General features: G+C 52.7%; 23 protein-coding genes and 2 pseudogenes. 11 read left to right on the top strand and 14 right to left on the bottom strand.

The genetic code is table 11. The annotated features are described in order from the left end of the window. The first annotated feature begins 305 nt into the window (after positions 1-305). Entirely contained in the window at positions 306-581 is a 276-nt protein-coding gene (yahO, locus tag FC814_RS14905; RefSeq protein WP_000848012.1) for a DUF1471 family periplasmic protein YahO, read from the top strand. Between the two features lie 110 nt (positions 582-691). On the opposite strand, the gene prpR is transcribed toward yahO, so the two are convergent. Beyond that, positions 692-2,278, bottom strand: coding sequence for a propionate catabolism operon regulatory protein PrpR (gene prpR, locus FC814_RS14900; RefSeq protein WP_137326116.1), 1,587 nt, complete (start codon positions 2,276-2,278; stop codon positions 692-694). A 238-nt stretch (positions 2,279-2,516) separates the two neighbouring features. Between prpR and prpB the strand changes: the two genes are divergently transcribed. The 6 genes from prpB (at position 2,517) to codA (ending at position 11,314) form a co-directional block, all read left to right on the top strand. Further along, positions 2,517-3,407, top strand: coding sequence for a methylisocitrate lyase (prpB, locus tag FC814_RS14895; protein ID WP_000052204.1), 891 nt, complete (start codon positions 2,517-2,519; stop codon positions 3,405-3,407). A 160-nt stretch (positions 3,408-3,567) separates the two neighbouring features. Then, positions 3,568-4,737 (top strand): 2-methylcitrate synthase, encoded by a 1,170-nt coding sequence (gene prpC / locus FC814_RS14890; RefSeq protein ID WP_001285883.1) that lies wholly within the window; start codon positions 3,568-3,570, stop codon positions 4,735-4,737. Between the two features lie 431 nt (positions 4,738-5,168). Continuing rightward, positions 5,169-6,620, top strand: a complete 1,452-nt coding sequence (gene prpD, locus FC814_RS14885; protein WP_137326115.1) for a 2-methylcitrate dehydratase — start codon at positions 5,169-5,171, stop codon at positions 6,618-6,620. A gap of 39 nt (positions 6,621-6,659) precedes the next feature. Beyond that, positions 6,660-8,546, top strand: coding sequence for a propionate--CoA ligase (gene prpE, locus FC814_RS14880; RefSeq protein ID WP_137326114.1), 1,887 nt, complete (start codon positions 6,660-6,662; stop codon positions 8,544-8,546). 235 nt (positions 8,547-8,781) lie between these two features. Next, the gene (gene codB / locus FC814_RS14875) at positions 8,782-10,041 is read left to right on the top strand and encodes a cytosine permease (RefSeq protein WP_085460440.1); all 1,260 of its coding nucleotides are present in this window, start codon (positions 8,782-8,784) and stop codon (positions 10,039-10,041) included. Then, a complete protein-coding gene (codA, locus tag FC814_RS14870) occupies positions 10,031-11,314 on the top strand; it encodes a cytosine/isoguanine deaminase (RefSeq protein ID WP_010344717.1) in 1,284 nt (427 codons plus the stop codon). The genes codB and codA overlap by 11 nt, the downstream gene beginning before the upstream one ends. A gap of 129 nt (positions 11,315-11,443) precedes the next feature. Here the strand turns inward: codA and cynR are convergent, their stop codons facing one another. Continuing rightward, positions 11,444-12,349 (bottom strand): transcriptional regulator CynR, encoded by a 906-nt coding sequence (gene cynR / locus FC814_RS14865; protein WP_137326127.1) that lies wholly within the window; start codon positions 12,347-12,349, stop codon positions 11,444-11,446. 110 nt (positions 12,350-12,459) lie between these two features. On the opposite strand from cynR, the gene cynT reads away from it, so the two are divergent. From cynT to cynX, 3 genes are read left to right on the top strand one after another with little or no spacing between them, the layout of a single operon-like run. Next, positions 12,460-13,119, top strand: coding sequence for a carbonic anhydrase CynT (gene cynT, locus FC814_RS14860; protein WP_000658635.1), 660 nt, complete (start codon positions 12,460-12,462; stop codon positions 13,117-13,119). Between the two features lie 30 nt (positions 13,120-13,149). Beyond that, entirely contained in the window at positions 13,150-13,620 is a 471-nt protein-coding gene (cynS, locus tag FC814_RS14855; protein WP_000616250.1) for a cyanase, read from the top strand. 5 nt (positions 13,621-13,625) lie between these two features. Further along, on the top strand, positions 13,626-14,807 hold the full coding sequence (gene cynX / locus FC814_RS14850) for a cyanate transporter CynX (RefSeq protein WP_038809064.1): 1,182 nt from the start codon (positions 13,626-13,628) through the stop codon (positions 14,805-14,807). Between the two features lie 102 nt (positions 14,808-14,909). Here the strand turns inward: cynX and lacA are convergent, their stop codons facing one another. The 5 genes and pseudogenes from lacA to FC814_RS14825 form a co-directional block, all read right to left on the bottom strand. Beyond that, positions 14,910-15,521 (bottom strand): galactoside O-acetyltransferase, encoded by a 612-nt coding sequence (gene lacA, locus FC814_RS14845; RefSeq protein ID WP_137326113.1) that lies wholly within the window; start codon positions 15,519-15,521, stop codon positions 14,910-14,912. A 65-nt stretch (positions 15,522-15,586) separates the two neighbouring features. Further along, positions 15,587-16,840, bottom strand: a complete 1,254-nt coding sequence (gene lacY, locus FC814_RS14840; RefSeq protein WP_000499563.1) for a lactose permease — start codon at positions 16,838-16,840, stop codon at positions 15,587-15,589. 51 nt (positions 16,841-16,891) lie between these two features. Continuing rightward, positions 16,892-19,966 (bottom strand): beta-galactosidase, encoded by a 3,075-nt coding sequence (gene lacZ, locus FC814_RS14835; protein WP_137326112.1) that lies wholly within the window; start codon positions 19,964-19,966, stop codon positions 16,892-16,894. Between the two features lie 122 nt (positions 19,967-20,088). After that, positions 20,089-21,180, bottom strand: coding sequence for a DNA-binding transcriptional repressor LacI (gene lacI, locus FC814_RS14830; RefSeq protein WP_137326111.1), 1,092 nt, complete (start codon positions 21,178-21,180; stop codon positions 20,089-20,091). Between the two features lie 27 nt (positions 21,181-21,207). After that, positions 21,208-21,309: pseudogene (locus FC814_RS14825) on the bottom strand (GlxA family transcriptional regulator); the annotation flags it as partial. Between the two features lie 62 nt (positions 21,310-21,371). On the opposite strand from FC814_RS14825, the gene FC814_RS14820 reads away from it, so the two are divergent. Then, positions 21,372-21,911 carry a DUF2058 domain-containing protein gene (locus FC814_RS14820; RefSeq protein ID WP_001096713.1) on the top strand — a complete coding sequence of 180 codons (540 nt, stop codon included), beginning with the start codon at positions 21,372-21,374 and terminating at the stop codon, positions 21,909-21,911. A gap of 57 nt (positions 21,912-21,968) precedes the next feature. Here FC814_RS14820 and frmA read toward each other — a convergent pair whose 3' ends face one another. The 7 genes and pseudogenes from frmA to FC814_RS23540 form a co-directional block, all read right to left on the bottom strand. Then, on the bottom strand, positions 21,969-23,078 hold the full coding sequence (frmA, locus tag FC814_RS14815) for an S-(hydroxymethyl)glutathione dehydrogenase (protein ID WP_000842101.1): 1,110 nt from the start codon (positions 23,076-23,078) through the stop codon (positions 21,969-21,971). Positions 23,079-23,112: 34 nt separating this feature from the next. Continuing rightward, on the bottom strand, positions 23,113-23,388 hold the full coding sequence (frmR, locus tag FC814_RS14810; RefSeq protein ID WP_001141271.1) for a formaldehyde-responsive transcriptional repressor FrmR: 276 nt from the start codon (positions 23,386-23,388) through the stop codon (positions 23,113-23,115). Positions 23,389-23,589: 201 nt separating this feature from the next. Continuing rightward, complete coding sequence (locus FC814_RS14805; protein ID WP_085460444.1) at positions 23,590-24,363, bottom strand: YaiO family outer membrane beta-barrel protein; 774 nt, start codon at positions 24,361-24,363, stop codon at positions 23,590-23,592. Between the two features lies 1 nt (position 24,364). Beyond that, positions 24,365-24,889, bottom strand: a complete 525-nt coding sequence (locus tag FC814_RS14800) for an acetyltransferase (protein ID WP_170967949.1) — start codon at positions 24,887-24,889, stop codon at positions 24,365-24,367. Between the two features lie 34 nt (positions 24,890-24,923). Next, on the bottom strand, positions 24,924-26,120 hold the full coding sequence (locus FC814_RS14795) for a glycosyltransferase family 2 protein (RefSeq protein ID WP_000860450.1): 1,197 nt from the start codon (positions 26,118-26,120) through the stop codon (positions 24,924-24,926). Positions 26,121-26,129: 9 nt separating this feature from the next. Further along, positions 26,130-26,477: pseudogene (locus FC814_RS14790) on the bottom strand (PIG-L deacetylase family protein); the annotation flags it as partial. 14 nt (positions 26,478-26,491) lie between these two features. Then, positions 26,492-26,553, bottom strand: a 62-nt coding sequence (locus FC814_RS23540; protein ID WP_071528444.1) for an IS1 family transposase, incomplete at its 5' end; no start/stop codon positions are given.

The raw sequence follows: 26,553 nt of genomic DNA, 5'->3' as shown, positions 1-26,553 counted from the left end.
ATCAATCCAATAGATGGTTGGTTTTTTCTTGTTCAGAAAAATAATGTGGATAATGTAAGTTTTATATTGAATCTCTGGCAGGGTGAAAATATGAGATTTTTATGAAAAATAATTCAAATAACACCAGCGATACTTGCAGTGAAAGTTATTAACCAGTTGGACAAGAGTGGTTCGCATTAAGAACAATACAAATATATTCTCTTTTCCTATAGATTTTTCCTAACCGCTGAACTACTTATTAATCAACCCTGATGATGACTGTTAGCTTCAGGGCATTAGCCAATCACACATTATGGAGTTCACTTATGAAAACTGGAACTAAGCTCTTAGTTGGTGCGTTAGCTTTTGTTGTTACAAACGTCTATGCTGCTGAATTGATGACCAAAGCGGAATTTGAAAAGGTTGAATCGCAATATGAAAAAATAGGTGATATTTCAACAAGTAATGAAATGTCGACTGCAGATGCAAAAGAAGATTTGATCAAAAAAGCGGATGAAAAAGGTGCTGATGTGTTGGTACTGACCTCCGGTCAGACTGACAATAAGATCCACGGTACGGCAAATATCTATAAGAAGAAGTAATTCTGAAGCCCCTGTAAATATGCCCGATGCGCACGTCTATCGGTGAGCGTAATATATTGAAATTCATGGTTTTGTAGGCCGGATAAGGCGTTCACGCCGCATCCGGCAATTTAATTTTTCAGCCGCCGCCAGAACGTCGTCCGGCTGACGCCTAAATAATTCGCCGCTGCTGTTTTATCACCATTAAATTTATCCAGTGCCTGTTGGGGTGTCAGCAAAGGGGAGGCGGTAATTTTCGCCGACTCGTGGACTAATTCCGGCAGTAGCTGTTGCAAAAACTGCGGTGTTAAATCCGGCGTCGGTTCCACACTTAAAAATAGCGCCAGTCGCTCCATCATATTGCGTAGTTCACGAATATTTCCCGGCCACTCATAGTGCAATAAAACCACCTGGCAGGTATTTAACCCCTCGCGTAATGCAACAGAAAACGGGGCGGAGAGCGCCGCCAGAGACGCTTTCAAAAAGCTTTCCGCCAGCGACAGAATATCCGCATCTCGCTCGCGCAATGGTGGCAATTGCATACGCAGAATACTCAGTCGATAAAACAGATCACGGCGAAAATGTCCTTGCTGCATATCCTCTTCCAGATTGCAGTGGGTGGCGCTGATGACCCGCACATCCACCGGAATCGGTTGATGTCCGCCGACGCGAGTGACCTCTTTTTCTTCCAGAACCCGCAGCAGGCGAGTCTGCAAAGGAAGCGGCATTTCGCCAATCTCATCAAGAAACAGCGTGCCGCCGTGGGCGATTTCAAACAGCCCGGCGCGGCCTCCGCGTCGTGAGCCGGTAAACGCCCCTTCTTCATAGCCAAACAGCTCCGCTTCCAGCAATGATTCAGCAATCGCCCCGCAGTTGACGGCAACAAACGGATGCGACTTTTTGCCCTGTCGCGCATCGTAGCGGGCAAAGTATTCCCGATGAATCGCCTGAGCCGCCAGCTCTTTACCGGTTCCCGTTTCTCCCTCAATCAACACCGCCGCACTGGAGCGGGCATAGAGCAAAATGGTTTGCCGCACTTGTTCCATCTGTGGTGATTGACCAAGCATATCGCTCAGAACGTAACGAGTACGCAGGGCGTTGCGGGTAGTATCCTGGGCGTTATGCCGGAGAGACATGCGCGTCATATCCAGCGCATCGCTGAACGCCTGGCGCACGGTGGCAGCGGAATAGATAAAAATTCCGGTCATTCCGGCTTCTTCTGCCAGATCGGTAATCAGCCCGGCACCGACCACGGCTTCGGTGCCGTTAGCTTTTAGCTCGTTAATCTGCCCGCGTGCGTCTTCTTCGGTGATGTAGCTACGTTGATCAAGGCGCAAATTAAAGGTTTTTTGAAACGCGACCAGCGCCGGAATGGTTTCCTGATAGGTGACAACGCCGATAGAAGAGGTGAGTTTTCCGGCTTTTGCCAGTGCCTGTAACACATCGAATCCGCTGGGTTTGATCAGAATCACCGGCACCGACAGGCGGCTCTTCAGATACGCGCCGTTAGAGCCAGCGGCGATGATAGCGTCGCAGCGTTCGCTGGCCAGTTTCTTGCGGATGTAGGTCACCGCTTTTTCAAAGCCAAGCTGGATAGGCGTAATGTTCGCCAGGTGATCAAACTCAAGGCTGATATCGCGAAACAGTTCGAACAAGCGCGTCACTGATACCGTCCAAAAAACGGGTTTGTCGTCGTTCAGCCGTGGTGGATGTGCCATAGCACCCTAAAGAATTAAGAAACCGAATATTGGGTTTAGTCTTGTTTCATAATTGTTGCAATGAAACGCAGTGAAACATTGCCTGAAACGTTAACTGAAACGCATATTTGCGGATTAAATTAAGGATTTTAAGTTAACTTATTGAAAATAAAAATTTAATTACATTCATGCAATTGTGGCACATCCCTTGCTTTGTGTTTATTAACGCAAATAACAAGTTGATAACAAAGGATGTGCTATGTCTCTACACTCTCCAGGTAAAGCTTTTCGCGCTGCACTCACTAAAGAAAATCCATTGCAGATTGTCGGCACCATCAACGCTAACCATGCGCTGCTGGCACAGCGTGCCGGGTATCAGGCGATTTATCTCTCCGGGGGCGGTGTGGCGGCAGGCTCGCTGGGGTTGCCCGATCTCGGTATTTCTACCCTTGATGATGTACTGACCGACATTCGCCGTATCACCGACGTTTGTTCGCTGCCGTTGCTGGTGGATGCTGATATTGGTTTTGGCTCTTCGGCCTTTAACGTCGCCCGCACCGTGAAATCGATGATCAAAGCAGGGGCGGCAGGCTTACATATTGAAGATCAAGTCGGCGCGAAACGCTGCGGTCATCGTCCGAACAAAGCGATCGTCTCAAAAGAAGAGATGGTGGATCGGATCCGCGCGGCGGTGGATGCGAAAACCGATCCTGATTTTGTGATCATGGCACGCACCGATGCGCTGGCGGTAGAGGGGCTGGATGCCGCGATCGAGCGTGCGCAGGCCTACGTTGAAGCCGGTGCCGAGATGTTGTTCCCGGAGGCGATTACCGAACTCGCCATGTACCGCCAGTTTGCCGATGCGGTGCAGGTGCCAATCCTCGCCAACATTACCGAATTTGGCGCAACGCCCCTGTTCACTACCGATGAATTACGCAGTGCCCATGTTGCAATGGCGCTGTACCCGCTTTCAGCGTTTCGCGCCATGAACCGCGCCGCTGAACATGTCTACAACGTCCTGCGTCAGGAAGGCACGCAGAAAAGCGTGATCGACACCATGCAGACCCGCAACGAGTTGTACGAAAGCATCAACTATTACCAGTACGAAGAGAAGCTCGACGACCTGTTTGCCCGTAGTCAGGCGAAATAAAAAACGCCCGTTGGTTGTATTCGACAACCGATGCCTGATGCGCCGCTGACGCGACTTATCAGGCCTACAGGATGAACTGAACTGTAGGTCGGATAAGACGCATGGCGTCGCATCCGACAATAATCCCGACCCTACAAATGATAACAATGACGAGGACAACATGAGCGACACAACGATCCTGCAAAACAATACCCATGTCATTAAACCGAAAAAATCTGTGGCACTTTCCGGCGTTCCGGCGGGCAATACGGCGCTCTGCACCGTGGGTAAAAGCGGCAATGACCTGCATTACCGTGGCTACGATATTCTCGATCTGGCGGAACATTGCGAATTTGAAGAAGTGGCGCACCTGCTGATCCACGGCAAACTGCCGACCCGTGACGAACTCGCCGCTTACAAAACGAAACTAAAAGCCCTACGTGGCTTACCGGCTAACGTGCGTACTGTACTGGAGGCTTTACCTGCGGCGTCACATCCGATGGATGTCATGCGCACCGGCGTTTCCGCGCTCGGCTGCACACTGCCGGAAAAAGAGGGGCACACCGTCTCTGGTGCGCGGGATATTGCCGACAAACTGTTGGCGTCACTTAGCTCGATTCTTCTCTATTGGTATCACTATAGCCACAACGGCGAACGCATCCAGCCGGAAACTGATGACGATTCCATCGGCGGTCACTTCCTGCATCTGCTGCATGGCGAAAAGCCATCGCAAAGCTGGGAAAAGGCGATGCATATTTCACTGGTGCTGTATGCCGAGCACGAGTTTAACGCCTCCACTTTTACCAGCCGGGTGATTGCGGGCACCGGCTCTGACATGTATTCAGCCATTATCGGCGCGATTGGCGCACTGCGCGGGCCGAAACACGGTGGGGCGAATGAAGTGTCGCTGGAGATCCAACAACGCTACGAAACGCCGGACGAAGCCGAAGCAGATATCCGCAAACGCGTGGAAAACAAAGAAGTGGTCATTGGTTTTGGTCATCCGGTTTATACCATCGCCGACCCGCGTCATCAGGTGATCAAACGCGTGGCGAAGCAGCTCTCGCAGGAAGGCGGCTCGCTGAAGATGTACCACATTGCCGATCGCCTGGAAACAGTGATGTGGGAGAGCAAAAAGATGTTCCCCAATCTCGACTGGTTCTCAGCCGTTTCCTACAACATGATGGGCGTTCCCACCGAGATGTTTACGCCACTGTTTGTTATCGCCCGCGTTACTGGCTGGGCGGCGCACATTATCGAACAACGTCAGGACAACAAAATTATCCGTCCTTCCGCCAATTATGTTGGCCCGGAAGACCGCCCGTTTGTCGCGCTGGATAAGCGGCAGTAAGAAGAACGGAGCAGGAGGTAACCGCGTGCACAATTTGCCCGTTAGGGTGAGGGGGAAGGTCAGCTCAGGTGCGAGCACAGACCCTCACCCCGGCCCTCTCCCTGGAAGGGAGAGGGGGAAAAACGCGCCCCATTTGACCGGGTGCACGAACAATTCCCTCGCCCCGGCCCACTCCCCGGAAGGGAGAGGGGGAAAAACGCGCTCCATTTGACCGGGTGCACGAACAATTCCCTCGCCCCGGCTCACTCCCCGGAAGGGAGAGGGGGAAAAACGCGCTCCATTTGACCGAGTGCACGGACAGTTCCCTCGCCCCTCCGGGGAGAGGGTTAGGGTGAGGGGAAAGGCCTGCTCAGAAGTAAACACTCACTCTCGATAACAGAGTAAAAAACAATCACTTTAACTTTATAAAAAATCCGAAGGAAACGTACCCAATGTCAGCTCAAATCAACAACATCCGCCCGGAATTCGACCGCGAAATTATTGATATCGTCGATTACGTAATGAACTTCGAAATCAGCTCCAGAGTGGCCTACGACACCGCACATTACTGCCTGCTCGACACTCTCGGCTGCGGTCTGGAAGCTCTCGAATACCCGGCCTGTAAAAAACTGCTGGGGCCAATTGTCCCCGGCACCGTCGTACCTAACGGCGTGCGCGTCCCCGGAACTCAGTTCCAGCTCGACCCCGTCCAGGCGGCATTTAACATTGGCGCGATGATCCGCTGGCTCGATTTCAACGATACCTGGCTGGCGGCGGAGTGGGGCCATCCTTCCGACAACCTCGGCGGCATTCTGGCAACGGCGGACTGGCTTTCGCGCAACGCGGTCGCCAGCGGCAAAGCGCCGTTGACCATGAAACAGGTGCTGACCGCAATGATCAAAGCCCATGAAATTCAGGGCTGTATTGCACTGGAAAACTCCTTTAACCGCGTCGGCCTCGACCACGTTCTGTTAGTGAAAGTGGCTTCCACCGCCGTGGTCGCCGAAATGCTCGGCCTGACCCGCGAGGAAATTCTCAACGCCGTTTCGCTGGCGTGGGTAGACGGTCAGTCGCTGCGCACCTATCGCCATGCGCCGAACACCGGCACGCGCAAATCCTGGGCGGCGGGCGATGCCACTTCCCGCGCGGTACGTCTGGCACTGATGGCGAAAACCGGCGAAATGGGTTATCCGTCAGCCCTGACCGCGCCGGTGTGGGGCTTCTACGACGTCTCCTTTAAAGGCGAGTCGTTCCGTTTCCAGCGCCCGTATGGTTCCTACGTTATGGAAAATGTGCTGTTCAAAATCTCCTTCCCGGCGGAGTTCCACTCCCAGACGGCAGTTGAAGCGGCGATGACGCTCTATGAACAGATGCAGGCAGCAGGCAAAACGGCGGCGGATATCGAAAAAGTGACCATTCGCACCCACGAAGCCTGTATTCGCATCATCGACAAAAAAGGGCCGCTCAATAACCCGGCAGACCGCGATCACTGCATTCAGTACATGGTGGCGATCCCGCTGCTGTTCGGGCGCTTAACGGCGGCAGATTACGAGGACAACGTTGCGCAAGATAAACGCATCGACGCCCTGCGCGAGAAGATCAATTGCTTTGAAGATCCGGCGTTTACCGTTGACTACCACTACCCGGAAAAACGCGCCATCGCCAATGCCATTACCCTTGAGTTCACCGACGGCACGCGCTTTGAAGAAGTGGTGGTGGAGTACCCGATTGGTCATGCCCGTCGCCGTCAGGATGGCATTCCGAAACTGGTCGATAAATTCAAAATCAACCTCGCACGCCAGTTCCCGACTCGCCAGCAGCAGCGCATTCTGGACGTTTCTCTCGACAGAACTCGCCTCGAACAGATGCCGGTCAATGAGTATCTCGACCTGTACGTCATTTAAGTAAACGGCGGTAAGGCGTAAGTTCAACAGGAGAGCATTATGTCTTTTAGCGAATTTTATCAGCGTTCGATTAACGAACCGGAGCAGTTCTGGGCTGAGCAGGCTCAGCGTATTGACTGGCAGACGCCCTTTACACAAACGCTCGATCACAGCAATCCGCCGTTTGCCCGTTGGTTTTGTGAAGGCCGAACCAACTTGTGCCACAACGCCATCGACCGCTGGCTGGAGAAACAGCCAGAGGCGCTGGCATTGATTGCCGTCTCTTCGGAAACAGAAGAAGAGCGCACCTTTACCTTTCGCCAGCTTCATGACGAAGTAAACGCGGTGGCGTCAATGCTGCGCTCACTGGGTGTGCAGCGTGGCGATCGGGTGCTGGTGTATATGCCGATGATTGCCGAAGCGCATATTACTCTGCTGGCCTGCGCGCGCATTGGCGCTATTCACTCGGTGGTGTTTGGTGGATTTGCCTCGCACAGCGTGGCGGCGCGGATTGATGACGCTAAACCGGTGTTGATTGTCTCGGCAGATGCCGGAGCGCGCGGCGGCAAAATCATTCCCTATAAAAAATTGCTCGACGATGCGATAAGCCAGGCGCAGCACCAGCCGCGCCACGTTTTGCTGGTGGATCGCGGGCTGGCGAAAATGGCGCGCGTCAGCGGGCGGGATGTCGATTTCGCGTCGTTGCGCCATCAGCACATCGGCGCGCGGGTGCCGGTGGCGTGGCTGGAATCCAACGAAACCTCCTGCATTCTCTACACCTCCGGCACGACCGGCAAACCTAAAGGCGTGCAGCGTGACGTCGGCGGTTATGCGGTGGCGCTGGCGACCTCGATGGAAACCATTTTTGGCGGCAAAGCGGGTGGCGTGTTCTTTTGCGCGTCGGATATCGGCTGGGTGGTAGGGCATTCGTATATCGTCTACGCGCCGCTGCTGGCGGGGATGGCGACCATTGTTTACGAAGGATTGCCGACCTGGCCTGACTGCGGCGTGTGGTGGAAAATCGTCGAGAAATATCAGGTGAGCCGGATGTTCTCAGCGCCGACCGCCATTCGCGTGCTGAAAAAATTCCCTACCGCTGAAATTCGCAAACACGATCTTTCGTCGCTGGAAGTACTCTATCTGGCTGGAGAACCGCTGGACGAGCCGACCGCCAGTTGGGTGAGCAATACGCTGGATGTGCCGGTCATCGACAACTACTGGCAGACCGAATCCGGCTGGCCGATTATGGCGATTGCTCGTGGTCTGGACGACAGGCCGACGCGGCTGGGAAGCCCCGGCGTGCCGATGTATGGCTACAACGTGCAGTTGCTCAATGAAGTCACTGGTGAGCCGTGTGGTGTCAATGAGAAAGGGATGCTGGTGGTGGAAGGACCATTGCCGCCGGGCTGTATTCAGACCATCTGGGGCGACGACGACCGCTTTGTGAAGACTTACTGGTCGCTGTTTTCCCGTCCGGTTTACGCCACGTTTGACTGGGGTATCCGCGACGCTGACGGTTATCACTTTATTCTCGGGCGTACCGACGATGTGATTAACGTTGCCGGGCATCGGCTGGGCACGCGCGAGATTGAAGAGAGTATTTCCAGTCATCCGGGCGTTGCCGAAGTAGCGGTGGTTGGGGTGAAAGATGCGCTGAAAGGGCAGGTGGCGGTGGCGTTTGTCATTCCGAAAGAGAGCGATAGTCTGGAAGACCGTGAGGTGGCGCACTCGCAAGAGAAGGCGATTATGGCGCTGGTGGACAGCCAGATTGGCAACTTTGGCCGCCCGGCGCACGTCTGGTTTGTCTCGCAGTTGCCGAAAACGCGATCCGGAAAAATGCTGCGCCGCACGATCCAGGCGATTTGCGAAGGACGCGATCCGGGGGATCTGACGACCATTGATGATCCTTCATCGTTGGATCAAATCCGCCAGGCGATGGAAGAGTAAGGTATTGTCGGATGCGTCGCGCGCCGCATCCGACACCGTGCGCAGATGCCTGATGCGACGCTGACGCGTCTTATCATGCCTACCCACTGTTTTTACACTGATAAATTTTTCCCCATCTTTTTTTATTCATTCATATAAAAAATATATTTCCCCACGGAAACGATTGCTTTTTATTTTCAGATGAATAGAATGCGGCGGATTTTTTGGGTTTCAAACAGCAAAAAGGGGGAATTTCGTGTCGCAAGATAACAACTTTAGCCAGGGGCCAGTCCCGCAGTCGGCGCGGAAAGGGGTATTGGCATTGACGTTCGTCATGCTGGGATTAACCTTTTTTTCCGCCAGTATGTGGACCGGCGGCACTCTCGGAACCGGTCTTAGCTATCATGATTTCTTCCTCGCAGTTCTCATCGGTAATCTTCTCCTCGGTATTTACACTTCATTTCTTGGTTACATTGGCGCAAAAACCGGCCTGACCACCCATCTTCTTGCTCGCTTCTCGTTTGGTGTCAAAGGCTCATGGCTGCCTTCACTGCTGCTGGGGGGCACTCAGGTTGGCTGGTTTGGCGTCGGCGTGGCGATGTTTGCTATTCCGGTGGGCAAGGCAACCGGGCTGGATATCAATTTGCTGATTGCCGTCTCCGGTTTACTGATGACCGTTACCGTCTTCTTTGGCATTTCGGCGCTGACGGTTCTGTCTGTAATTGCGGTTCCGGCGATTGCCTGCCTGGGCGGTTATTCCGTGTGGCTGGCCGTTAACGGCATGGGCGGTCTGGATGCATTGAAAGCGGTCGTTCCCGCACAACCGTTAGATTTCAATGTCGCGCTGGCGCTGGTTGTCGGTTCATTTATCAGTGCGGGCACGCTCACCGCTGACTTTGTCCGGTTTGGTCGCAATGCCAAACTGGCGGTGCTGGTGGCGATGGTGGCCTTTTTCCTCGGCAACTCGTTGATGTTTATTTTCGGTGCGGCGGGCGCTGCGGCACTGGGGATGGCGGATATCTCTGATGTGATGATTGCTCAGGGTTTGCTGCTGCCTGCGATTGTGGTGCTGGGGCTGAATATCTGGACCACCAACGATAACGCACTTTATGCGTCGGGTTTAGGTTTCGCCAACATTACCGGTATGTCGAGCAAAACCCTTTCGGTGATTAACGGTATTATCGGTACGGTCTGCGCACTATGGCTGTATAACAATTTTGTCGGCTGGTTGACCTTCCTTTCGGCAGCTATTCCTCCGGTAGGTGGCGTGATCATCGCCGACTATCTGATGAACCGTCGCCGCTATGAGCACTTTGCGACCACGCGTATGATGAGTGTCAATTGGGTGGCGATTCTGGCGGTCGCGCTGGGGATTGCCGCAGGCCACTGGTTACCGGGAATTGTTCCGGTCAACGCGGTATTAGGTGGCGCGCTGAGCTATCTGATCCTTAACCCGATTTTGAATCGCAAAACGACAGCTACAATGACGCATGTGGAGGCTAACAGTGTCGAATAACGCTTTACAGACCATTATTAACGCCCGCTTACCCGGCAAAGAGGGGCTGTGGCAGATTCATCTGCACGACGGAAAAATCAGCGCCATTGATGCACAATCCGGCGTGATGCCCGTAACAGAAAATAGCCTGGATGCCGAACAAGGTTTAGTTTTACCGCCGTTTGTGGAGCCGCATATTCATCTGGACACCACGCAAACCGCCGGGCAACCGAACTGGAATCAGTCCGGCACGCTGTTTGAAGGCATTGAACGCTGGGCCGAGCGCAAAGCGTTATTAACCCATGACGATGTGAAACAACGCGCATGGCAAACGCTGAAATGGCAGATTGCCAACGGCATTCAGCATGTGCGTACCCATGTCGATGTTTCGGATGCAACGCTGACCGCATTGAAAGCAATGCTGGAAGTGAAGCAGGAAGTCGCGCCGTGGATTGATCTGCAAATTGTCGCCTTCCCGCAGGAAGGGATTTTGTCGTATCCCAACGGTGAAACGTTGCTGGAAGAGGCGTTACGCTTAGGGGCTGACGTAGTGGGGGCGATTCCGCATTTTGAATTTACCCGTGAATACGGCGTGGAGTCGCTGCATAAAACCTTCGCCCTGGCGCAAAAATACGACCGTCTCATCGACGTTCACTGTGACGAGATTGATGATGAGCAGTCGCGTTTTGTCGAAACCGTTGCCGCCCTGGCGCACCGTGAAGGAATGGGCGCGCGAGTCACCGCCAGCCACACCACGGCAATGCACTCCTATAACGGGGCGTATACCTCGCGCCTGTTCCGCTTGCTGAAAATGTCCGGTATTAACTTTGTCGCCAACCCGTTGGTCAATATTCATCTGCAAGGGCGTTTCGATACGTATCCAAAACGTCGCGGCATCACGCGCGTTAAAGAGATGCTGGAGTCCGGCATTAACGTCTGCTTTGGTCACGATGATGTCTTCGATCCGTGGTATCCGCTGGGAACGGCGAATATGCTGCAAGTGCTGCATATGGGGCTGCATGTTTGCCAGCTGATGGGCTACGGGCAGATTAACGACGGCCTGAATTTAATCACCCACCACAGCGCCAGAACGTTGAATTTGCAGGATTACGGCATTGCCGCCGGAAACAGCGCCAACCTGATTATCCTGCCGGCTGAAAATGGGTTTGATGCGCTGCGCCGTCAGGTTCCGGTGCGTTATTCGGTTCGTGGCGGTAAGGTGATTGCCAGTACACAACCGGCACAAACCACCGTGTATCTGGAGCAGCCAGAAGCCATCGATTACAAACGGTGATTGCCTGGGTTACAGCGAGCGTAGTTTATGCCGGATGCGGCGTGAACGCCTTATCCGGCCTACGTAGAGCACTAAACTCGTAGGCCTGATAAGCGTAGCGCATCAGGCAATTCCAGCCACTGACCTGTGTCAGTGGCTACCGTGATTCATTCCCGCCAACACCGCGTATTCATCCAACGCCATGTGCAAAAATGCCTTCGCGGCGGCTGTCTGCCAGCTATTTTTCCGCCGCAACAAAACCGCCGTTCTCTCCAGTAGTGGCGGGGCAAGAGAAATAGCTTTAAGCCCGTCATGTTGTGTGGCAATCGCTGCTGGTAACAATGTGGAAAGGGAAGTGCGGCGAATCAGCTCCAGAACCGCGCTAATTGAGTTCGCCTCAATGACCACCTGTGGATGCAGCCCCGCTTTCTCGCAGTAGTGGTCAATTTGCTCTCTGGTGGCAAATTCCGCGCTGAGCAGCACTAGTTTTTCATCATGCAAGCGACTCAACGCCACCTGTTCACAGGCAGCCAGCGGATGATGTTGCGCCACGACTAACGCTAAACTTTCTGTCAGTAGAGGAATTGCCTCAAGCTCCGGCGAATGCACAGGCGCGAAGGCAATCCCAACGTCCAACTCGTCGCGGCAAAGCATATCTTCGATTTTCTCCTGCGACATTTCCTGTAGCTGGAGCGTGATGCCGGGGTAGCGCGCATAGAAATCCGCCATTAAAGGGCCGATAAAGTAGCTTGTAAAGGTGGGAGTGACGGCGATACGCAGCGATCCTCGCGTCAGATCGGCAACGTCATGAATCGCCCGTTTACCCGCTCCCAGTTCCTGTAATGCCCGGCTGGCGTACTGTCGCCAGACTTCCCCCGCATCGGTGAGACGAATCGTTCGCCCGCTACGGTCAAACAGCGGCACGCCTAAACTCTCCTCTAACTGGCGAATCTGCTGGGAAAGCGCAGGCTGGGAGACGTGTAACGCACTGGCGGCACGGGTGAAGCTGCCATGTTCAGCCACGGCAAGAAAATAATTGATATGTCGAGAGAGCATTCGCCAACCTATAAGTAAATCCAATAGAACTCATCATAAATGAGACTTTTACCTTATGACAATCGGCGAGTAGTCTGCCTCTCATTCCAGAGACAGACAGAGGATTAACGGTGAAAGAGATTATTGACGGATTTCTTAAATTCCAGCGCGAAGCATTTCCTGAGCGGGAAGCCTTGTTTAAACAGCTGGCGACACAACAAAGCCCGCGCACACTTTTTATTTCCTGCTCCGACAGCCGTCTGGTTCCTGAGCTTGTGACGCAACGTGAACCTGGCGATCTGTTCGTTATTCGCAACGCGGGCAATATTGTCCCTTCCTACGGGCCGGAACCCGGTGGCGTTTCTGCTTCGGTGGAGTATGCCGTCGCTGCGCTTCGGGTATCTGACATTGTGATTTGTGGTCATTCCAACTGTGGCGCCATGACCGCCATTGCCAGCTGTCAGTGCATGAACCATATGCCTGCCGTCTCCCACTGGCTGCGTTATGCCGATTCTGCCCGCGTCGTTAATGAGGTGCGCCCGCATCGCGATTTACCGTCCAAAGCTGCGGCGATGGTGCGTGAAAACGTCATTGCTCAGTTGGCTAATTTGCAAACGCATCCATCGGTGCGCCTGGCGCTCGAAGAGGGACGGATCGCGCTGCACGGCTGGGTCTACGACATTGAAAGCGGCAGTATCGCAGCCTTTGACGGCGCAACCCGCCAGTTCGTACCACTGGCAACCAATCCCGGCGTTTGTGCCATACCGCTACGCCAGCCAACCGCAGCGTAACCTTATTTTTAAACCATCAGGAGATTTACCATGATTCAGTCGCAAATTAACCGCAATATTCGTCTTGATCTTGCCGATGCCATTCTGCTCAGCAAAGCGAAAAAAGATCTCTCATTTGCCGAGCTTGCCGACGGCACCGGTCTGGCAGAAGCCTTCGTGACCGCTGCTTTGCTGGGGCAGCAGGCGCTTCCTGCCGACGCCGCCCGCCTGGTCGGGGCGAAGCTGGATCTCGACGAAGACGCCATTCTACTGTTGCAGATGATTCCACTGCGTGGCTGCATTGATGACCGTATTCCAACCGACCCAACGATGTATCGTTTCTATGAAATGTTGCAGGTGTACGGCACAACCCTGAAAGCGTTGGTTCATGAGAAGTTTGGCGATGGCATCATCAGCGCGATTAACTTCAAACTCGACGTCAAGAAGGTGGCGGATCCGGAAGGTGGCGAACGCGCGGTCATCACTTTAGATGGCAAATATCTGCCGACCAAACCGTTCTGACAACCATGCGCGACCATCAAAAGACGTTCACGATGCTGCTGGTTCTGGTGCTGATTGGTCTTAATATGCGACCACTGCTCACTTCCGTCGGGCCACTGCTACCGCAATTGCGCCAGGCGAGCGGAATGAGCTTTAGCGTGGCTGCCCTGTTGACGGCTCTGCCGGTGGTCACCATGGGCGGGCTGGCGCTGGCCGGAAGCTGGCTTCATCAGCATGTCAGCGAACGTCGCAGCGTCGCCATTAGCCTGGTGCTGATTGCCGTCGGTGCATTGATGCGTGAGCTTTACCCTCAAAGTGTGCTGCTGCTTAGCAGCGCACTGCTCGGTGGGGTGGGGATCGGCATCATTCAGGCGGTGATGCCTCCGGTGATTAAACGGCGGTTTCAGCAGCGCACGCCACTGGTGATGGGGCTGTGGTCTGCGGCTCTGATGGGCGGCGGTGGACTTGGTGCCGCCCTGACGCCCTGGTTAGTTCAACACAGCGAGATTTGGTATCAAACACTCGCCTGGTGGGCGCTGCCTGCCGTTGTTGCGCTCTTTGCCTGGTGGTGGCAAAGCTCCCGCGAGGTCGCCTCTTCCCACAAGACAACAACCACTCCGGTTCGCGTAGTATTCACTCCCCGCGCGTGGACGCTGGGACTTTACTTCGGTCTGATTAACGGCGGTTACGCCAGCCTGATTGCCTGGTTACCCGCCTTCTATATTGAGATTGGCGCCAGCGCGCAGTACAGCGGTTCTTTGCTGGCGTTGATGACGCTTGGGCAAGCGGCGGGAGCGTTACTGATGCCTGCTATGGCTCGCCATCAGGATCGGCGCAAACTTTTGCTGTTGGCACTGGCGTTACAACTGGTGGGTTTCTGCGGCTTTATCTGGCTGCCGCTGCAATTGCCGGTATTATGGGCGATGGTGTGTGGTTTAGGTCTGGGCGGCGCATTTCCGCTCTGTTTGCTGCTGGCGCTCGATCATTCTGCGCAACCGGGTATTGCTGGCAAGCTGGTGGCGTTTATGCAGGGGATCGGTTTTATTATCGCCGGGCTTGCTCCCTGGTTTTCTGGTGTGCTGCGTAGCATCAGTGGCAATTACCTGATGGACTGGGTGTTTCATGCGCTGTGCGTTGTTGGGTTGATGATCATAACCCTGCGCTTTGCACCGGCACGTTTTCCGCAGCTGTGGGTCAAAGAGGCATGATGCGACGCTTGTTCCTGCGCTTTGTTCATGCCGGATACGGCCAACGTAGATCACTGAATTTGTAGGCCTGATAAGCGAAGCGCATCAGGCAATTTTTATAATTTAAACTGACGATTCAACTTTGTAATCTTTGAAATAATACTGCTTATCCCGGTCGTTTATTTCGCGAATAACCCGACAGGGAACGCCCGCAGCTACGACGTTTGGTGGAATGTCTTTTGTGACGACGCTACCCGCGCCAATAACCGAATTATCCCCGATGGTGATGCCTGGATTAATGACCACATGACTCCCGATCCAGACATTATTGCCTATCGTTATCGGAAAAGAGTACATCTCTCCGTTTTTTCTTAATTCATGGTGTACCGGGTGCCCCGTAACGGAAAGAGTAACGTTGGGGGCAATCAGTACGTTATCACCGATCGTTACCGTGTAATCATCGACGATGGTTAAATTGAAATTTGCATAAAAATTGCGGCCTATATGGATGTTGGAACCGTAAGAGAAATAGACAGGCGGTTCTATCCAGGCATTTTCTCCTACCGTGGCAAACATTTCTTTAAGCAGGCTTTCCCTTTTTTCAACTTCCGCTGGATGCGAGTGATTAAACTCATACATTAACGTTTTCCCACGAAGTCTTTTTTCAGGTAAGCCTTCGCACATATCGGTAAATAGCTTTCCTGCTTTTATTCTTTCTGTCATCGACATGTTCATTGCGATCATTCCGTCCTGATATGTTGGTCGGATAAGGCGCTCGCGCCGCATCCGACATTGATTGCTTAAGCGACTTCATTCACCTGGCGACGCAGCAGAGAAAGCGGGCCGGGGCCGCTGAGCGTGAACACGGAAATTAAGGTGAAGCCCAGCGCCACCAGACCCAGCACTAGATACGCGCCCTGGAAACCGATGCTTTCATACATATTGCCCGCCAGTACAGACATAAAAATCATCGCCAGTTGCTTAAAGAAGCAGAAACAGACCAGATAAATCGTCGCTGAAAAACGCACTTCAAACTGGCTGGTAATATATTTAAAGCAGCCCACCAGCAGGAACGGGACTTCAAACATATGCAGCGTTTTTAGAATAACCACTTCCAGCGCCGAGGTGGCGAACGATGAGCCAATAATACGTACTGACATAATGGTGCCAGCCAGTAGCAGGGCGTTTTTCCCGCCGATGCGATTAATGATCAGCGGCGCAAAGAACATAATCGAGGCGTTAAGTAATTCGCCCATTGTTGTGACATAGCCAAATACCCGCGTACCTTGCTCACCGGTGGCAAAGAACGAAGTAAAGAAATTAGCAAACTGTTGGTCAAAAACATCGTAGGTGCAGGAAACGCCAATAACATACAGTGACAAAAACCACAGTTTTGGCTGTCTGAACAGTTCCAGCGCCAGTTTAAGGCTAAATGCCGAATGGTTGGCACCTACGGCATTGGCAACCGTGGCGGAAGAAGGGGCATCTGTTTTGGCGAAAAAGAGCAATACAGCGAGGATGAGTGCACAGCCAGAACCCAGCCAGAAAACAAACTGGTTGTTGATGGTGAACATGATGCCGACAATCGAGGCACACAGCGCCCAGCCAACGCAGCCAAACATTCGCGCGCGACCAAATTCGAAATTACTGCGACGGCTGACCTTCTCGATAAATGCTTCTACTGCTGGCGCACCGGCGTTAAAACAAAAACCAAGATAAATACCGCCAACAACCGAACCCAATAAAATATTGTATTGTAACAGCGGGCCAAAGATAAAAATAAAGAATGGCGCAAACATCACTAACATGCCGGTAATAATCCATAGCAGATATTTGCGCAGCCCAAGTTTGTCAGAAAGCAAGCCAAACAGCGGTTGGAATAACAGAGAGAACAAAGAAATAGCGGCAAAAATAATACCCGTATCACTTTTGCTGATATGGTTGATGTCATGTAGCCAAATCGGGAAAAACGGGAAGTAGGCTCCCATGATAAAAAAGTAAAAGAAAAAGAATAAGCCGAACATCCAAAAGTTTGTGTTTTTTAGATAGAACATAATGGATTTCCTTACGCGAAATACGGGCAGACATGGCCTGCCCGGTTATTATTATTTTTGACGCCAGACCAACTGGTAATGGTAGCGACCAGCACTCAGTTGGTATTCTGCCGACACTGACGGGCTCCAGGAGTCGTCGCCACCAATCCCCATATGGAAACCGTCGATATTCAGCCAACTGCCTTCTTCTGCGTGCAGCAGATGGCGATGGCTGGTTTCCATCAGTTGTTGTTGGCTATAGCGGCTGATATTGAACTGGAAGTCGCCGCGCCACTGGTGTGAGCCATAATTCAATTCGCGCGTCCCGCAGCGCAGACCGTTTTCGCCTGGGAAGACGTATGGGGTATACATGTCTGACAATGGCAGATCCCAGCGGTCAAAACAGGCCGCAGTAAGGCGGTCGGGATAGTTTTCTTGCGGCCCCAGCCCCAGCCAGTTAACCCGTTCTGCGACCTGTGCCAGTTGGCAGGTCAGGCCAATCCGCGCCGGATGCGGTGTATCGCTTGCCACTTCAACATCGACGGTAATCGTCATTTGACCACGACCATCAATACGGTAGGTTTTGCGGCTGATAAATAAGGTTTTCCCCTGATGCTGCCAGGCGTGGACAGTCGTAATCAGCACCGCGTCGGCAAGCGTATCTGCCGTGCACTGCAACAACGCCGCTTCGGCCTGGTAATGTCCTGCTGCTTTCCAGCGTTCTACCCAGGCGTTCGGGTCAATGCGGGTCGCTTCACTCACGCCAATGTCGTTATCCAGCGGCGCACGGGTGAACTGATCGCGCAGCGGCGTCAGCAGTTGTTTTTCATCGCCAATCCACATCTGTGAAAGAAGACCTGACTGCCGGTTAAATTGCCAACGTTTATTACCCAGCCCGATGCAAAAATCCGTTTCGCTGGTGGTCAATTGCGGGGCGGAGTGGGGCGCGGAGAGGGGCGTCACACTAAGGTTTTCCGCCAGACGCCACTGTTGCCAGGCGCTGATGTGTCCGGCTTCTGACCATGCGGTCGCGTTCGGTTGCACTACGCGCACTGTGAGCCAGAGTTGTCCGGCGCTCTCCGGCTGTGGCAGTTCAGGCAGCTCAATCAACTGTTTACCTTGTGGAGCGACAGTCAGAGGCACTTCGCCACTTGCCAGCGGCTTGCTATCCAGTGCCACCGACCAGTGCAGAATTTCGTTATCGCTATGACGGAACAGGTATTCGCTGGTCACTTCGATGATTCGCCCGGATAAACGGAACTGGAAAAACTGCTGTTGGTGTTTTGCTTCTGTCAGCGCCGGATGCGGCGTGCGATCGGCAAAGACCAGACCGTTCATACAGAACTGGCGATCGTTCGGTGTATCGCCAAAATCACCGCCGTAAGCCGACCACGGGTTGCCGTTTTCATCATATTTAATCAGTGACTGATCCACCCAGTCCCAGACGAAGCCGCCCTGTAAACGTGGGTACTGACGAAACGCCTGCCAGTATTTAGCGAAGCCGCCAAGACTGTTACCCATCGCGTGGGCGTATTCGCAGAGGATCAGCGGGCGTAACTCACCTGGCAGCGAAAGCCATTTTTTGATTGACCATTTCGGTACTGCCGGGAAGGGTTGATCTTCATCCACGCGCGCGTACATCGGGCAAATAATATCGGTTGCGGAGGTGTCTGCACCGCCGCCTTCATACTGTACCGGGCGGGAAGGATCGACGGATTTGATCCAGCGATACAGCGCGTCGTGATTAGCGCCGTGGCCTGATTCATTACCCAGCGACCAGATAATTACGCTCGTGTGATTACGATCGCGCTGCACCATCCGCGTTACGCGCTCGCTCATCGCGGGCAGCCACTGCGGATCATCTGTCAGGCGGTTCATCGGCACCATACCGTGAGTTTCAATATTAGCTTCATCCACCACATACAGGCCGTAGCGGTCGCACAGCGTGTACCACAGTGGATGGTTCGGATAATGCGAACAGCGCACGGCGTTAAAGTTGTTCTGCTTCATCAGCAGGATATCCTGCACCATCGTCTGCTCATCCATGACCTGACCATGCAGAGGATGATGCTCGTGACGGTTAACGCCGCGAATCAGCAACGGCTTGCCGTTCAGCAGCAGCAGGCCATTTTCAATCCGCACCTCGCGGAAACCGACATCGCAGGCTTCCGCTTCAATCAGCGCGCCGTCGACGGTGTGCAGTTCAACTACCGCACGGTAAAGGTTCGGGGTTTCTGCGCTCCACAACGCCGGGCTTTCGACGTTCATATTTAGCGTGACGCGATCGGCATAACCGCCGCGCTCATCGATAATTTCGCCGCCGAAAGGCGCGGTGCTGCTGGCGACCTGCGTTTCCCCCTGCCATAAGGATACCGTTACCCGCAGATCGTCGCGCAGTTCGCCACACATGCGGACTTCAGCGTCGAGAACGGCACGGCTGAAATCGTCATTAAAATGGGTAGCAACATGGAAATTGCTGATTTGCGTGGTCGGTTTGTGCAGCAGCGAGACGTCGCGGAAAATGCCGCTCATCCGCCACATATCCTGATCTTCCAGATAACTGCCGTCACTCCAGCGCAGCACCATCACCGCGAGGCGGTTTTCTCCGGCGCGTAAAAAGTTGCTCAGGTCAAATTCAGACGGCAAACGGCTGTCCTGCCCGTAACCGACCCAGCGTCCGTTGCACCACAAATGGAATGCTGAGTTAACGCCATCAAAGATAATCCGCGTCTGGCCTTCCTGTAGCCAGCTTTCATCAATATTAAATGTGAGCGAGTAACAGCCCGTCGGATTCTCTGCGGGAACAAACGGCGGATTGACCGCAATGGGATAGGTTACGTTAGTGTAGATGGGCGCGTCGTAACCGTGCATCTGCCAGTTTGAGGGGACGGGGAGTGTATCGGCGTCAGGAAGATCGCACTCCAGCCAGCTTTCTGGCACCGCGTCTGGGGCGGGAAACCAGGCAAATTGCCATTTGCCATTCAGACTGCGCAACTGGCGGGAAGGGCAATTCTCGCGGGCTTCTTCACTATTTCGCCAGCTGGCGAAAGGGGGATGCGCCGCAAGGCGGTTGAGTTGGGTAACGCCAGGGTTTTCCCAGTCACGACGTTGTAATACGACGGCCAGTGAATCCGTAATCATGGTCATTGCTGTATCCTGTGTGAAATTGTTATCCGCTCACAATTTCACACAACATACGAGCCAGAAGCATAGAGTGTAAAGCCTGGGGTGCTTAATGAGTGAGCTGACTCACATTAATTGTGTTGCGCTCACTGCCCGGTTTCCAGCCGGGAAATTTGCCGTGCCAGCTGCATTAATGAATCCGCCAACGCGCGGGGAGAGGCGGTTTGCGTATTGGGTGGCAGGGTGGTTTTACGTGTCACCAGTGATACGGGCAATAGCTGATTTCCCTTCACCGCCTGGCCCTGAGAGAGTTGCAGCAAGCGATCCACGCTGGTCTGCCCCAGCAGGCGAAAATCCTGTTTAATGGTGGTTAACGGTGGGATATAACACGAGCTGTCTTCGGTATCGTCATACCCCACCACTGAGATATCCGCACCAACGCGCAGCCCTGACTCGGTAATGGCGCGCATTGCACCCAGCGCCATCTGATCGTTAGCAACCAGCATTGCGGTGGGGGTAATGCCCTCATTCAGCATCTGTATGGTTTGTTGAAAACCAGACATGGCGCTCCAGTCACCCTCAAGCTCCGCTATTGGCTGTAGTTGATTGCAATCGAGATATTTGTGCCAGCCCGCCAGACGCAGACGCGCCGAGACAGAACTTAATGGACCCGCCAACAGCGCAATTTGCTGGTGACCCAACGCGACCAGATGTTCCACGCCGAGCCGTGCGCCGTCATCATGGGAAAAAATAATGCTGTTAATGGGGGATTTGTCGGAGACATCAAGAAACAAAACCGGCACGTGGCCGCAGGCTGCCTCTACGGCGATGGCATCTTGTTCATCCAGGGGATAGTTGATAATCAGTCCGCTGACGCGTTGTGCGAGAAGATTATGAACCGCCGCTTTACAGGCTTCGACGCCACTGCGTTCCACCATTGATACCACTACGCTGGCACCGAGTTGATCGGCGCGGGATTTAATTGCCGCAACAATTTGTGAAGGCGCATGAAGCGCCAGGTTGGAAGTGGCAACGCCAATCAGCAACGACTGTTTGCCCGCCAGTTGCTGTGCCACGCGGTTGGGAATGTAATTCAGCTCCGCCATTGCCGCTTCCACTTTTTCCCGCGTTTTCGCAGAAACGTGGCTGGCCTGATTTACCACGCGGGAAACGGTCTGATAAGAGACTCCGGCATACTCGGCGACATCGTATAGCGTTACTGGTTTCACATTCACCATCCTGAATTGACTCTCTTCCGGGCGTTATCATGCCATACCACGGAAGGTTTTGCGCCACCCGGCAGGGCTGACACCAAAGTGAAATTTAAAATGCTGACGCCAGGTCACAGGAGAGAGAAAGCCCACTTCGATACACTCACTGTATTTACAGGTATACTCGCAAAAATTATTCAGCGGGTTTGGAAATAAAGATGGCAAAACTTACCTTACAAGAGCAGTTGCTCAAAGCAGGATTAGTCACCAGCAAAAAAGCGGCGAAGGTCGAGAGAACGGCGAAAAAATCGCGTGTTCAGGCGCGTGAAGCACGGGCGGCGGTAGAAGAAAATAAAAAGGCACAGCTTGAGCGTGATAAACAGCTTAGTGAACAACAAAAACAAGCGGCATTAGCGAAAGAATATAAAGCCCAGGTGAAGCAGCTTATTGAAATGAACCGTATCACCATTGCCAATGGCGATATCGGTTTTAACTTCACCGACGGCAATCTGATTAAGAAAATTTTTGTTGATAAGCTCACGCAAACGCAGTTGATTAATGGCCGCCTGGCAATTGCCCGTTTGGTTACTGACGGCAATAGTGAAGGTGAATATGCCATTATTCCGGCAAGCGTTGCCGATAAAATCGCCCAGCGTGATGCCAGCAGTATTGTGTTGCACAGTGCACTCAGCGCCGAAGAGCAGGATGAAGACGATCCGTATGCCGACTTTAAGGTGCCTGATGATTTGATGTGGTAATTATATGTCCGTCACCATCCGCGAACAGGATGGCGACGGTTCGTTACGTGCGGGATATTAATAACGGATCACGGTTCGAATTGATTTGCCTTCATGCATTAATTCAAAGGCGTCATTAATTTCATCCAGACTCATGGTATGCGTTACAAACGGCTCCAGGTCGATATTACCTTTCATCGCATCTTCAACCATACCCGGCAACTGGGAACGACCTTTCACGCCGCCAAACGCGGAACCTTTCCATACGCGACCGGTGACCAACTGGAATGGACGGGTTGAGATTTCCTGACCGGCGCCAGCCACACCGATGATCACCGACTGACCCCAGCCACGGTGAGCACTTTCCAGCGCCGCGCGCATCACATTGACGTTGCCGATGCACTCAAAGGTATGGTCGATACCCCATTTGTTGATATCCAGCAGGACATCTTTAATCGGTTTGTCGTAGTCATTCGGATTAATGCAGTCGGTGGCACCGAAGCGACGCGCCAGATCGAATTTCTTCGGGTTAGTGTCGATAGCGATAATCCGTCCCGCTTTCGCCTGACGAGCGCCCTGAACAACCGCCAGACCAATCGCACCAAGACCGAATACGGCAACGGAATCACCAGGTTGAACTTTAGCGGTGTTGTGTACTGCGCCAATGCCGGTGGTGACGCCACAGCCCAGCAGGCAGACGTGTTCATGGTTTGCTTCTGGGTTAATTTTTGCCAGAGACACTTCCGCGACCACGGTATATTCACTGAAGGTGGAACAGCCCATGTAGTGATAAAGCGGTTGCCCGTTGTAAGAAAAACGTGTTGTGCCGTCTGGCATCAGACCTTTGCCCTGGGTTTCGCGAACCGCGACACAGAGGTTGGTTTTACCGGAACGACAGAATTCGCACTCGCCGCACTCTGCGGTGTAAAGCGGGATCACATGGTCGCCAGGTTTAACGCTGGTCACGCCTTCACCGACTTCAACCACAACGCCAGCCCCTTCGTGACCGAGAACGACCGGGAATACACCTTCCGGGTCATCGCCGGAGAGGGTAAATGCATCAGTATGGCAGACGCCGGTATGAGTGACTTTAATCAGCACTTCACCTTTCTTCGGTGGCGCTACGTCAATTTCAACGATTTCCAGTGGTTTACCGGGAGCAAATGCAACGGCAGCACGTGATTTCATATTTCGCTTTTCCTCAATAGGGTAGTGGTTTCTGCTATTTAAGATAGGCACGAACCAGTTCAATCGTGTCATCAACGGATTGGCTGACTTCGCGGCTATAGCAGTCATTTCGGTCAAACGTTTCCCGGATATGGCTTTCAAGCACTTCTGCCATCAGCCCGTTAGCCGCGCCCCGAACGGCAGCGATCTGCTGGAGTATGGCACGGCATTCGGCATCACCCTCCAGTGACCGTTCCAGAGCATCAATCTGCCCCCGAATACGACGAACTCGAGTAAGCACCTTTTTCTTCTCTTCCGGAGTACTGGGCATTTCGCACCTCATCATCTGTACGTAATATACTATAGGGGGGTATGCTATATGTCAATGCATACCCCCCTATAGTATATAACACTGGAGAATAAAATTTATCCGATGAATGTGGGTGATATCTGGAGGAAACGAAGAGGAAAGAAGAGTGTTTGGGCGCTAATCTCGTGGGATTGCCGCCCGGATAGCAGGCGGCGGAAGGAATCAGAATTTCCAGGTCAGATTGGCAGCGAATTGCAGGCCGTTATAATCATCGGTCGGCGTGTCATACCACACTTTACCGGCAGTCAGCCCCAGATTCAGTTGCTCTGTCAAAGGCTGAATACGTTGTAAACTGGCGCTCTTCATGCTCCCGTGACGCGTCTCCGGAGACCAGTCGTAGGTGTAAGCTCCCGTCCCACGACTAAGCCAAAGTTGAGTATAACCGCCGCCGCGAGGGTCATTCAGACGCAAGGAAATCATATTGCTGTAACTGCCGCCAGCATCGCTGGAGTCATAATGGGTATAGCGATAGCTGGTGATCACCGGGCCAGTGTAGAGCGATACGCCGCCTTGCCAGGCATCGACTTCAACATCATCGTAATATTTAGTGTAGCGATAACCAGTCGTGAACAGCGTTTTTGGCAGCAAAGCCAGGTTAATATCCTGACGAAAATCCTGGCGGGCAAAGACCGGTGTATTATCGGCAAAGGCAATACCCGTGCGGGTTGTCAGCCAGTTATTCCATTTGTACCAGACAGCGCCCTGACCGCGTGTGGCATTGAAACGTTCAGTCTCATAATCACGACGCCCCTGGGAAAGATTAAAAAGCAGCGTTGCGTTTTCAACTTTCGCCACCAGTTCAGCATACGCTAAATTACGGTTGCCATGATCGCCAGAATAATCGGTAAAATCGTAGCCTGCGGTAATAGAAGTTAACCCGGCATAAGCGGGCAATGCGCTAAAGATTGCCGCTGCTAATAACGTTCGTTTTATCATTTTAATCTCCTGTACGGATAAGTTCTTGCCGGAGTGAATAATTTCCGGTAGGTAAATTGCGTTCTACAATAACGCGCGGGCCAAGTTGCGTGTTTGGCGAAATAATTCGGCCAGGTAAAATAATTACCTGCACGCCAAGACGTGAACGCTGACCAATATAACAACCTAATTTATCGCAGCCGGTAGCGATAATACCCTCTGGGGTGCGAACCGATACTGGCTGTTCATCCAGTCGATGGTTACTGGTACGCACCTGTGCGCCCAAATATGCCTGGCTTGCAACAACGGAATCGGCAATAAAACATTGCGGTCCAATCATCGCTTCCGCCTCAATAACCGCATTTTTGATTTCAGTGGCAAAACCAATTTTTACGCCATTGTTGATTACCGTACCGAGGCGAATAAACGCATAATTACCTATCAGGCAGTTTGCACCAATCACTACCGGCCCTTGAATAACCACACCGTGGCAAATACGGGTATTGGCACCGATAACAACTTCACCGGCACTTTCATCAATAATCACCTGGTCAGCAATCTGAATATTTTTCTCTTTAACATTAAGCTTCAGATAGCTTTTCAGTGCCTGCGACAGAAGGTTGGGAATAAGCGGTTGGCGCTTCCACCAGTGCGGAATAACGGGTGGGTTTGTCGCGCTGAGGTTCGCGTCCAGTAAAAAAGGCAATAAGTCCATAAATAATCCAGATGGCATAAGCTAATAATACATACACAACGGAAAGTGGCGCTAAAGGCACCAACAACCAGCAACGATGAAACCAGGCGCTAAAAGCACCAATAACACAAACTACGCCGACCCAGATAAGCGGAAACATGGCCAGTACCACGCCATGTGGCCCGGTGGTGATTAATTCATTAAACCAGGTGGTTAGATAAATCCCAACGCCATAGAGCACGACCAACAGCATAGGGAAAATACTGAAGATGCCGAAACGGCTAAATAAAAGCCTTTTATGCAGACGCATACAGACCGCGTAACCCACAATCCAGCGCCGCCAGCGACGCCACTCCTCACGCGGGTTGTTGCATTCCTGAGGGTATACAATACAGCGATTCGCCTGACGAATGCGGTAACCATTGGCGACCAACGTCCAGGTGAGATCCAGATCTTCGACTTTGGTACGATCCGAGAAACCAAATTTACGCAATACATCGGTACGGAACATCCCACAGGCACCGCTGATAATAAAGGGCGCGCCGCCCAAAAGCTGTTGTAGCGTGCGCTTCATAACGATCATCGGCAGTTTTACCGTGGCGCGAATATGAGGCAGCAAACCTGCGCCTTTTAACGCTGTGGAAGGAATGCCGCCGACGGCATCAGCGCCGCGCTCAATTTCCGCCAGCATATAACCCATTCCGTCTTTATCGGGCGGAACATAGGTGTCAGCATCGCTTAAAAAAACCTGGTCGCAGGTGGCGTAGTTCAGGCCGTTCATCAGAGCGCCGCCTTTGCCGGTATTTTTTTGCGTAACAGCAACAAAGCGGTCGCCCCATTTGCGTTTGACTTCCGCCATTACCGCTTCGGTATTATCCGTGGAGCCGTCGTTAACACAAATTACCCGGCAAAAATAAGGATTGCGCAGCAGATTATCCAGTGATTGTGCCAGACAGGGGCCTTCGTTATAGGCAGGAATAATCGCGTCAATACAGCCTTTCTTTTGGCTGGGCTTACGCCTTAACGTACTCAAAAACCATAGCAATATTGCTACGGCCATAAATATAAAGATCCAGGTTTTCATTAAGTCTGCTCAAAGAATCATTTTATGAATAACAAAGCCTTCACCCAGATCACTATTGACCTGTTGTCCGCGAAATTGTGCAACAGCACGTAAACGTTCATGACGCATATAATCACGTCGCTCCTGGCTTTTATGTTTTTTTAACGCTGCAAGTTTTACGGTAAAATATTCTTCTTTTACGGATTCAAAAACCTGGGGCATAAATGAAAGCCAGGTGCTTGGCGTTTCATAGCCGAGAATCTGTGGAATAGTGCGGCAGGCAACCATTGATGCCTGATAAACTGCCAGATGATCCTGATGGCGGTCAGCATCATGCATGGTATATACCCGTATGATTTCTACATCAGCGGGAATTTGGTAATGACTCCAACTTATTGATAGTGTTTTATGTTCAGATAATGCCCGATGACTTTGTCATGCAGCTCCACCGATT

The sequence above is a fragment of the Escherichia sp. MR genome (assembly GCF_005280595.1).
GTDB lineage: Bacteria > Pseudomonadota > Gammaproteobacteria > Enterobacterales > Enterobacteriaceae > Escherichia > Escherichia ruysiae.
Note: the sequence above shows the minus strand (reverse complement) of the source record. Positions and strands in the feature narration are given on the sequence as shown.

Coding starts and splice junctions, on each gene's coding strand:
- yahO (WP_000848012.1), top strand. CDS start 306: ATGAAAACTGGAACTAAGCTCTTAGTTGGTGCGTTAGCTTTTGTTGTT.
- prpR (WP_137326116.1), bottom strand. CDS start 2,278: ATGGCACATCCACCACGGCTGAACGACGACAAACCCGTTTTTTGGACG.
- prpB (WP_000052204.1), top strand. CDS start 2,517: ATGTCTCTACACTCTCCAGGTAAAGCTTTTCGCGCTGCACTCACTAAA.
- prpC (WP_001285883.1), top strand. CDS start 3,568: ATGAGCGACACAACGATCCTGCAAAACAATACCCATGTCATTAAACCG.
- prpD (WP_137326115.1), top strand. CDS start 5,169: ATGTCAGCTCAAATCAACAACATCCGCCCGGAATTCGACCGCGAAATT.
- prpE (WP_137326114.1), top strand. CDS start 6,660: ATGTCTTTTAGCGAATTTTATCAGCGTTCGATTAACGAACCGGAGCAG.
- cynR (WP_137326127.1), bottom strand. CDS start 12,349: ATGCTCTCTCGACATATCAATTATTTTCTTGCCGTGGCTGAACATGGC.
- cynS (WP_000616250.1), top strand. CDS start 13,150: ATGATTCAGTCGCAAATTAACCGCAATATTCGTCTTGATCTTGCCGAT.
- cynX (WP_038809064.1), top strand. CDS start 13,626: ATGCGCGACCATCAAAAGACGTTCACGATGCTGCTGGTTCTGGTGCTG.
- lacA (WP_137326113.1), bottom strand. CDS start 15,521: ATGAACATGTCGATGACAGAAAGAATAAAAGCAGGAAAGCTATTTACC.
- lacY (WP_000499563.1), bottom strand. CDS start 16,840: ATGTTCTATCTAAAAAACACAAACTTTTGGATGTTCGGCTTATTCTTT.
- lacZ (WP_137326112.1), bottom strand. CDS start 19,966: ATGACCATGATTACGGATTCACTGGCCGTCGTATTACAACGTCGTGAC.
- lacI (WP_137326111.1), bottom strand. CDS start 21,180: ATGGTGAATGTGAAACCAGTAACGCTATACGATGTCGCCGAGTATGCC.
- FC814_RS14820 (WP_001096713.1), top strand. CDS start 21,372: ATGGCAAAACTTACCTTACAAGAGCAGTTGCTCAAAGCAGGATTAGTC.
- frmA (WP_000842101.1), bottom strand. CDS start 23,078: ATGAAATCACGTGCTGCCGTTGCATTTGCTCCCGGTAAACCACTGGAA.
- frmR (WP_001141271.1), bottom strand. CDS start 23,388: ATGCCCAGTACTCCGGAAGAGAAGAAAAAGGTGCTTACTCGAGTTCGT.
- FC814_RS14805 (WP_085460444.1), bottom strand. CDS start 24,363: ATGATAAAACGAACGTTATTAGCAGCGGCAATCTTTAGCGCATTGCCC.
- FC814_RS14795 (WP_000860450.1), bottom strand. CDS start 26,120: ATGAAAACCTGGATCTTTATATTTATGGCCGTAGCAATATTGCTATGG.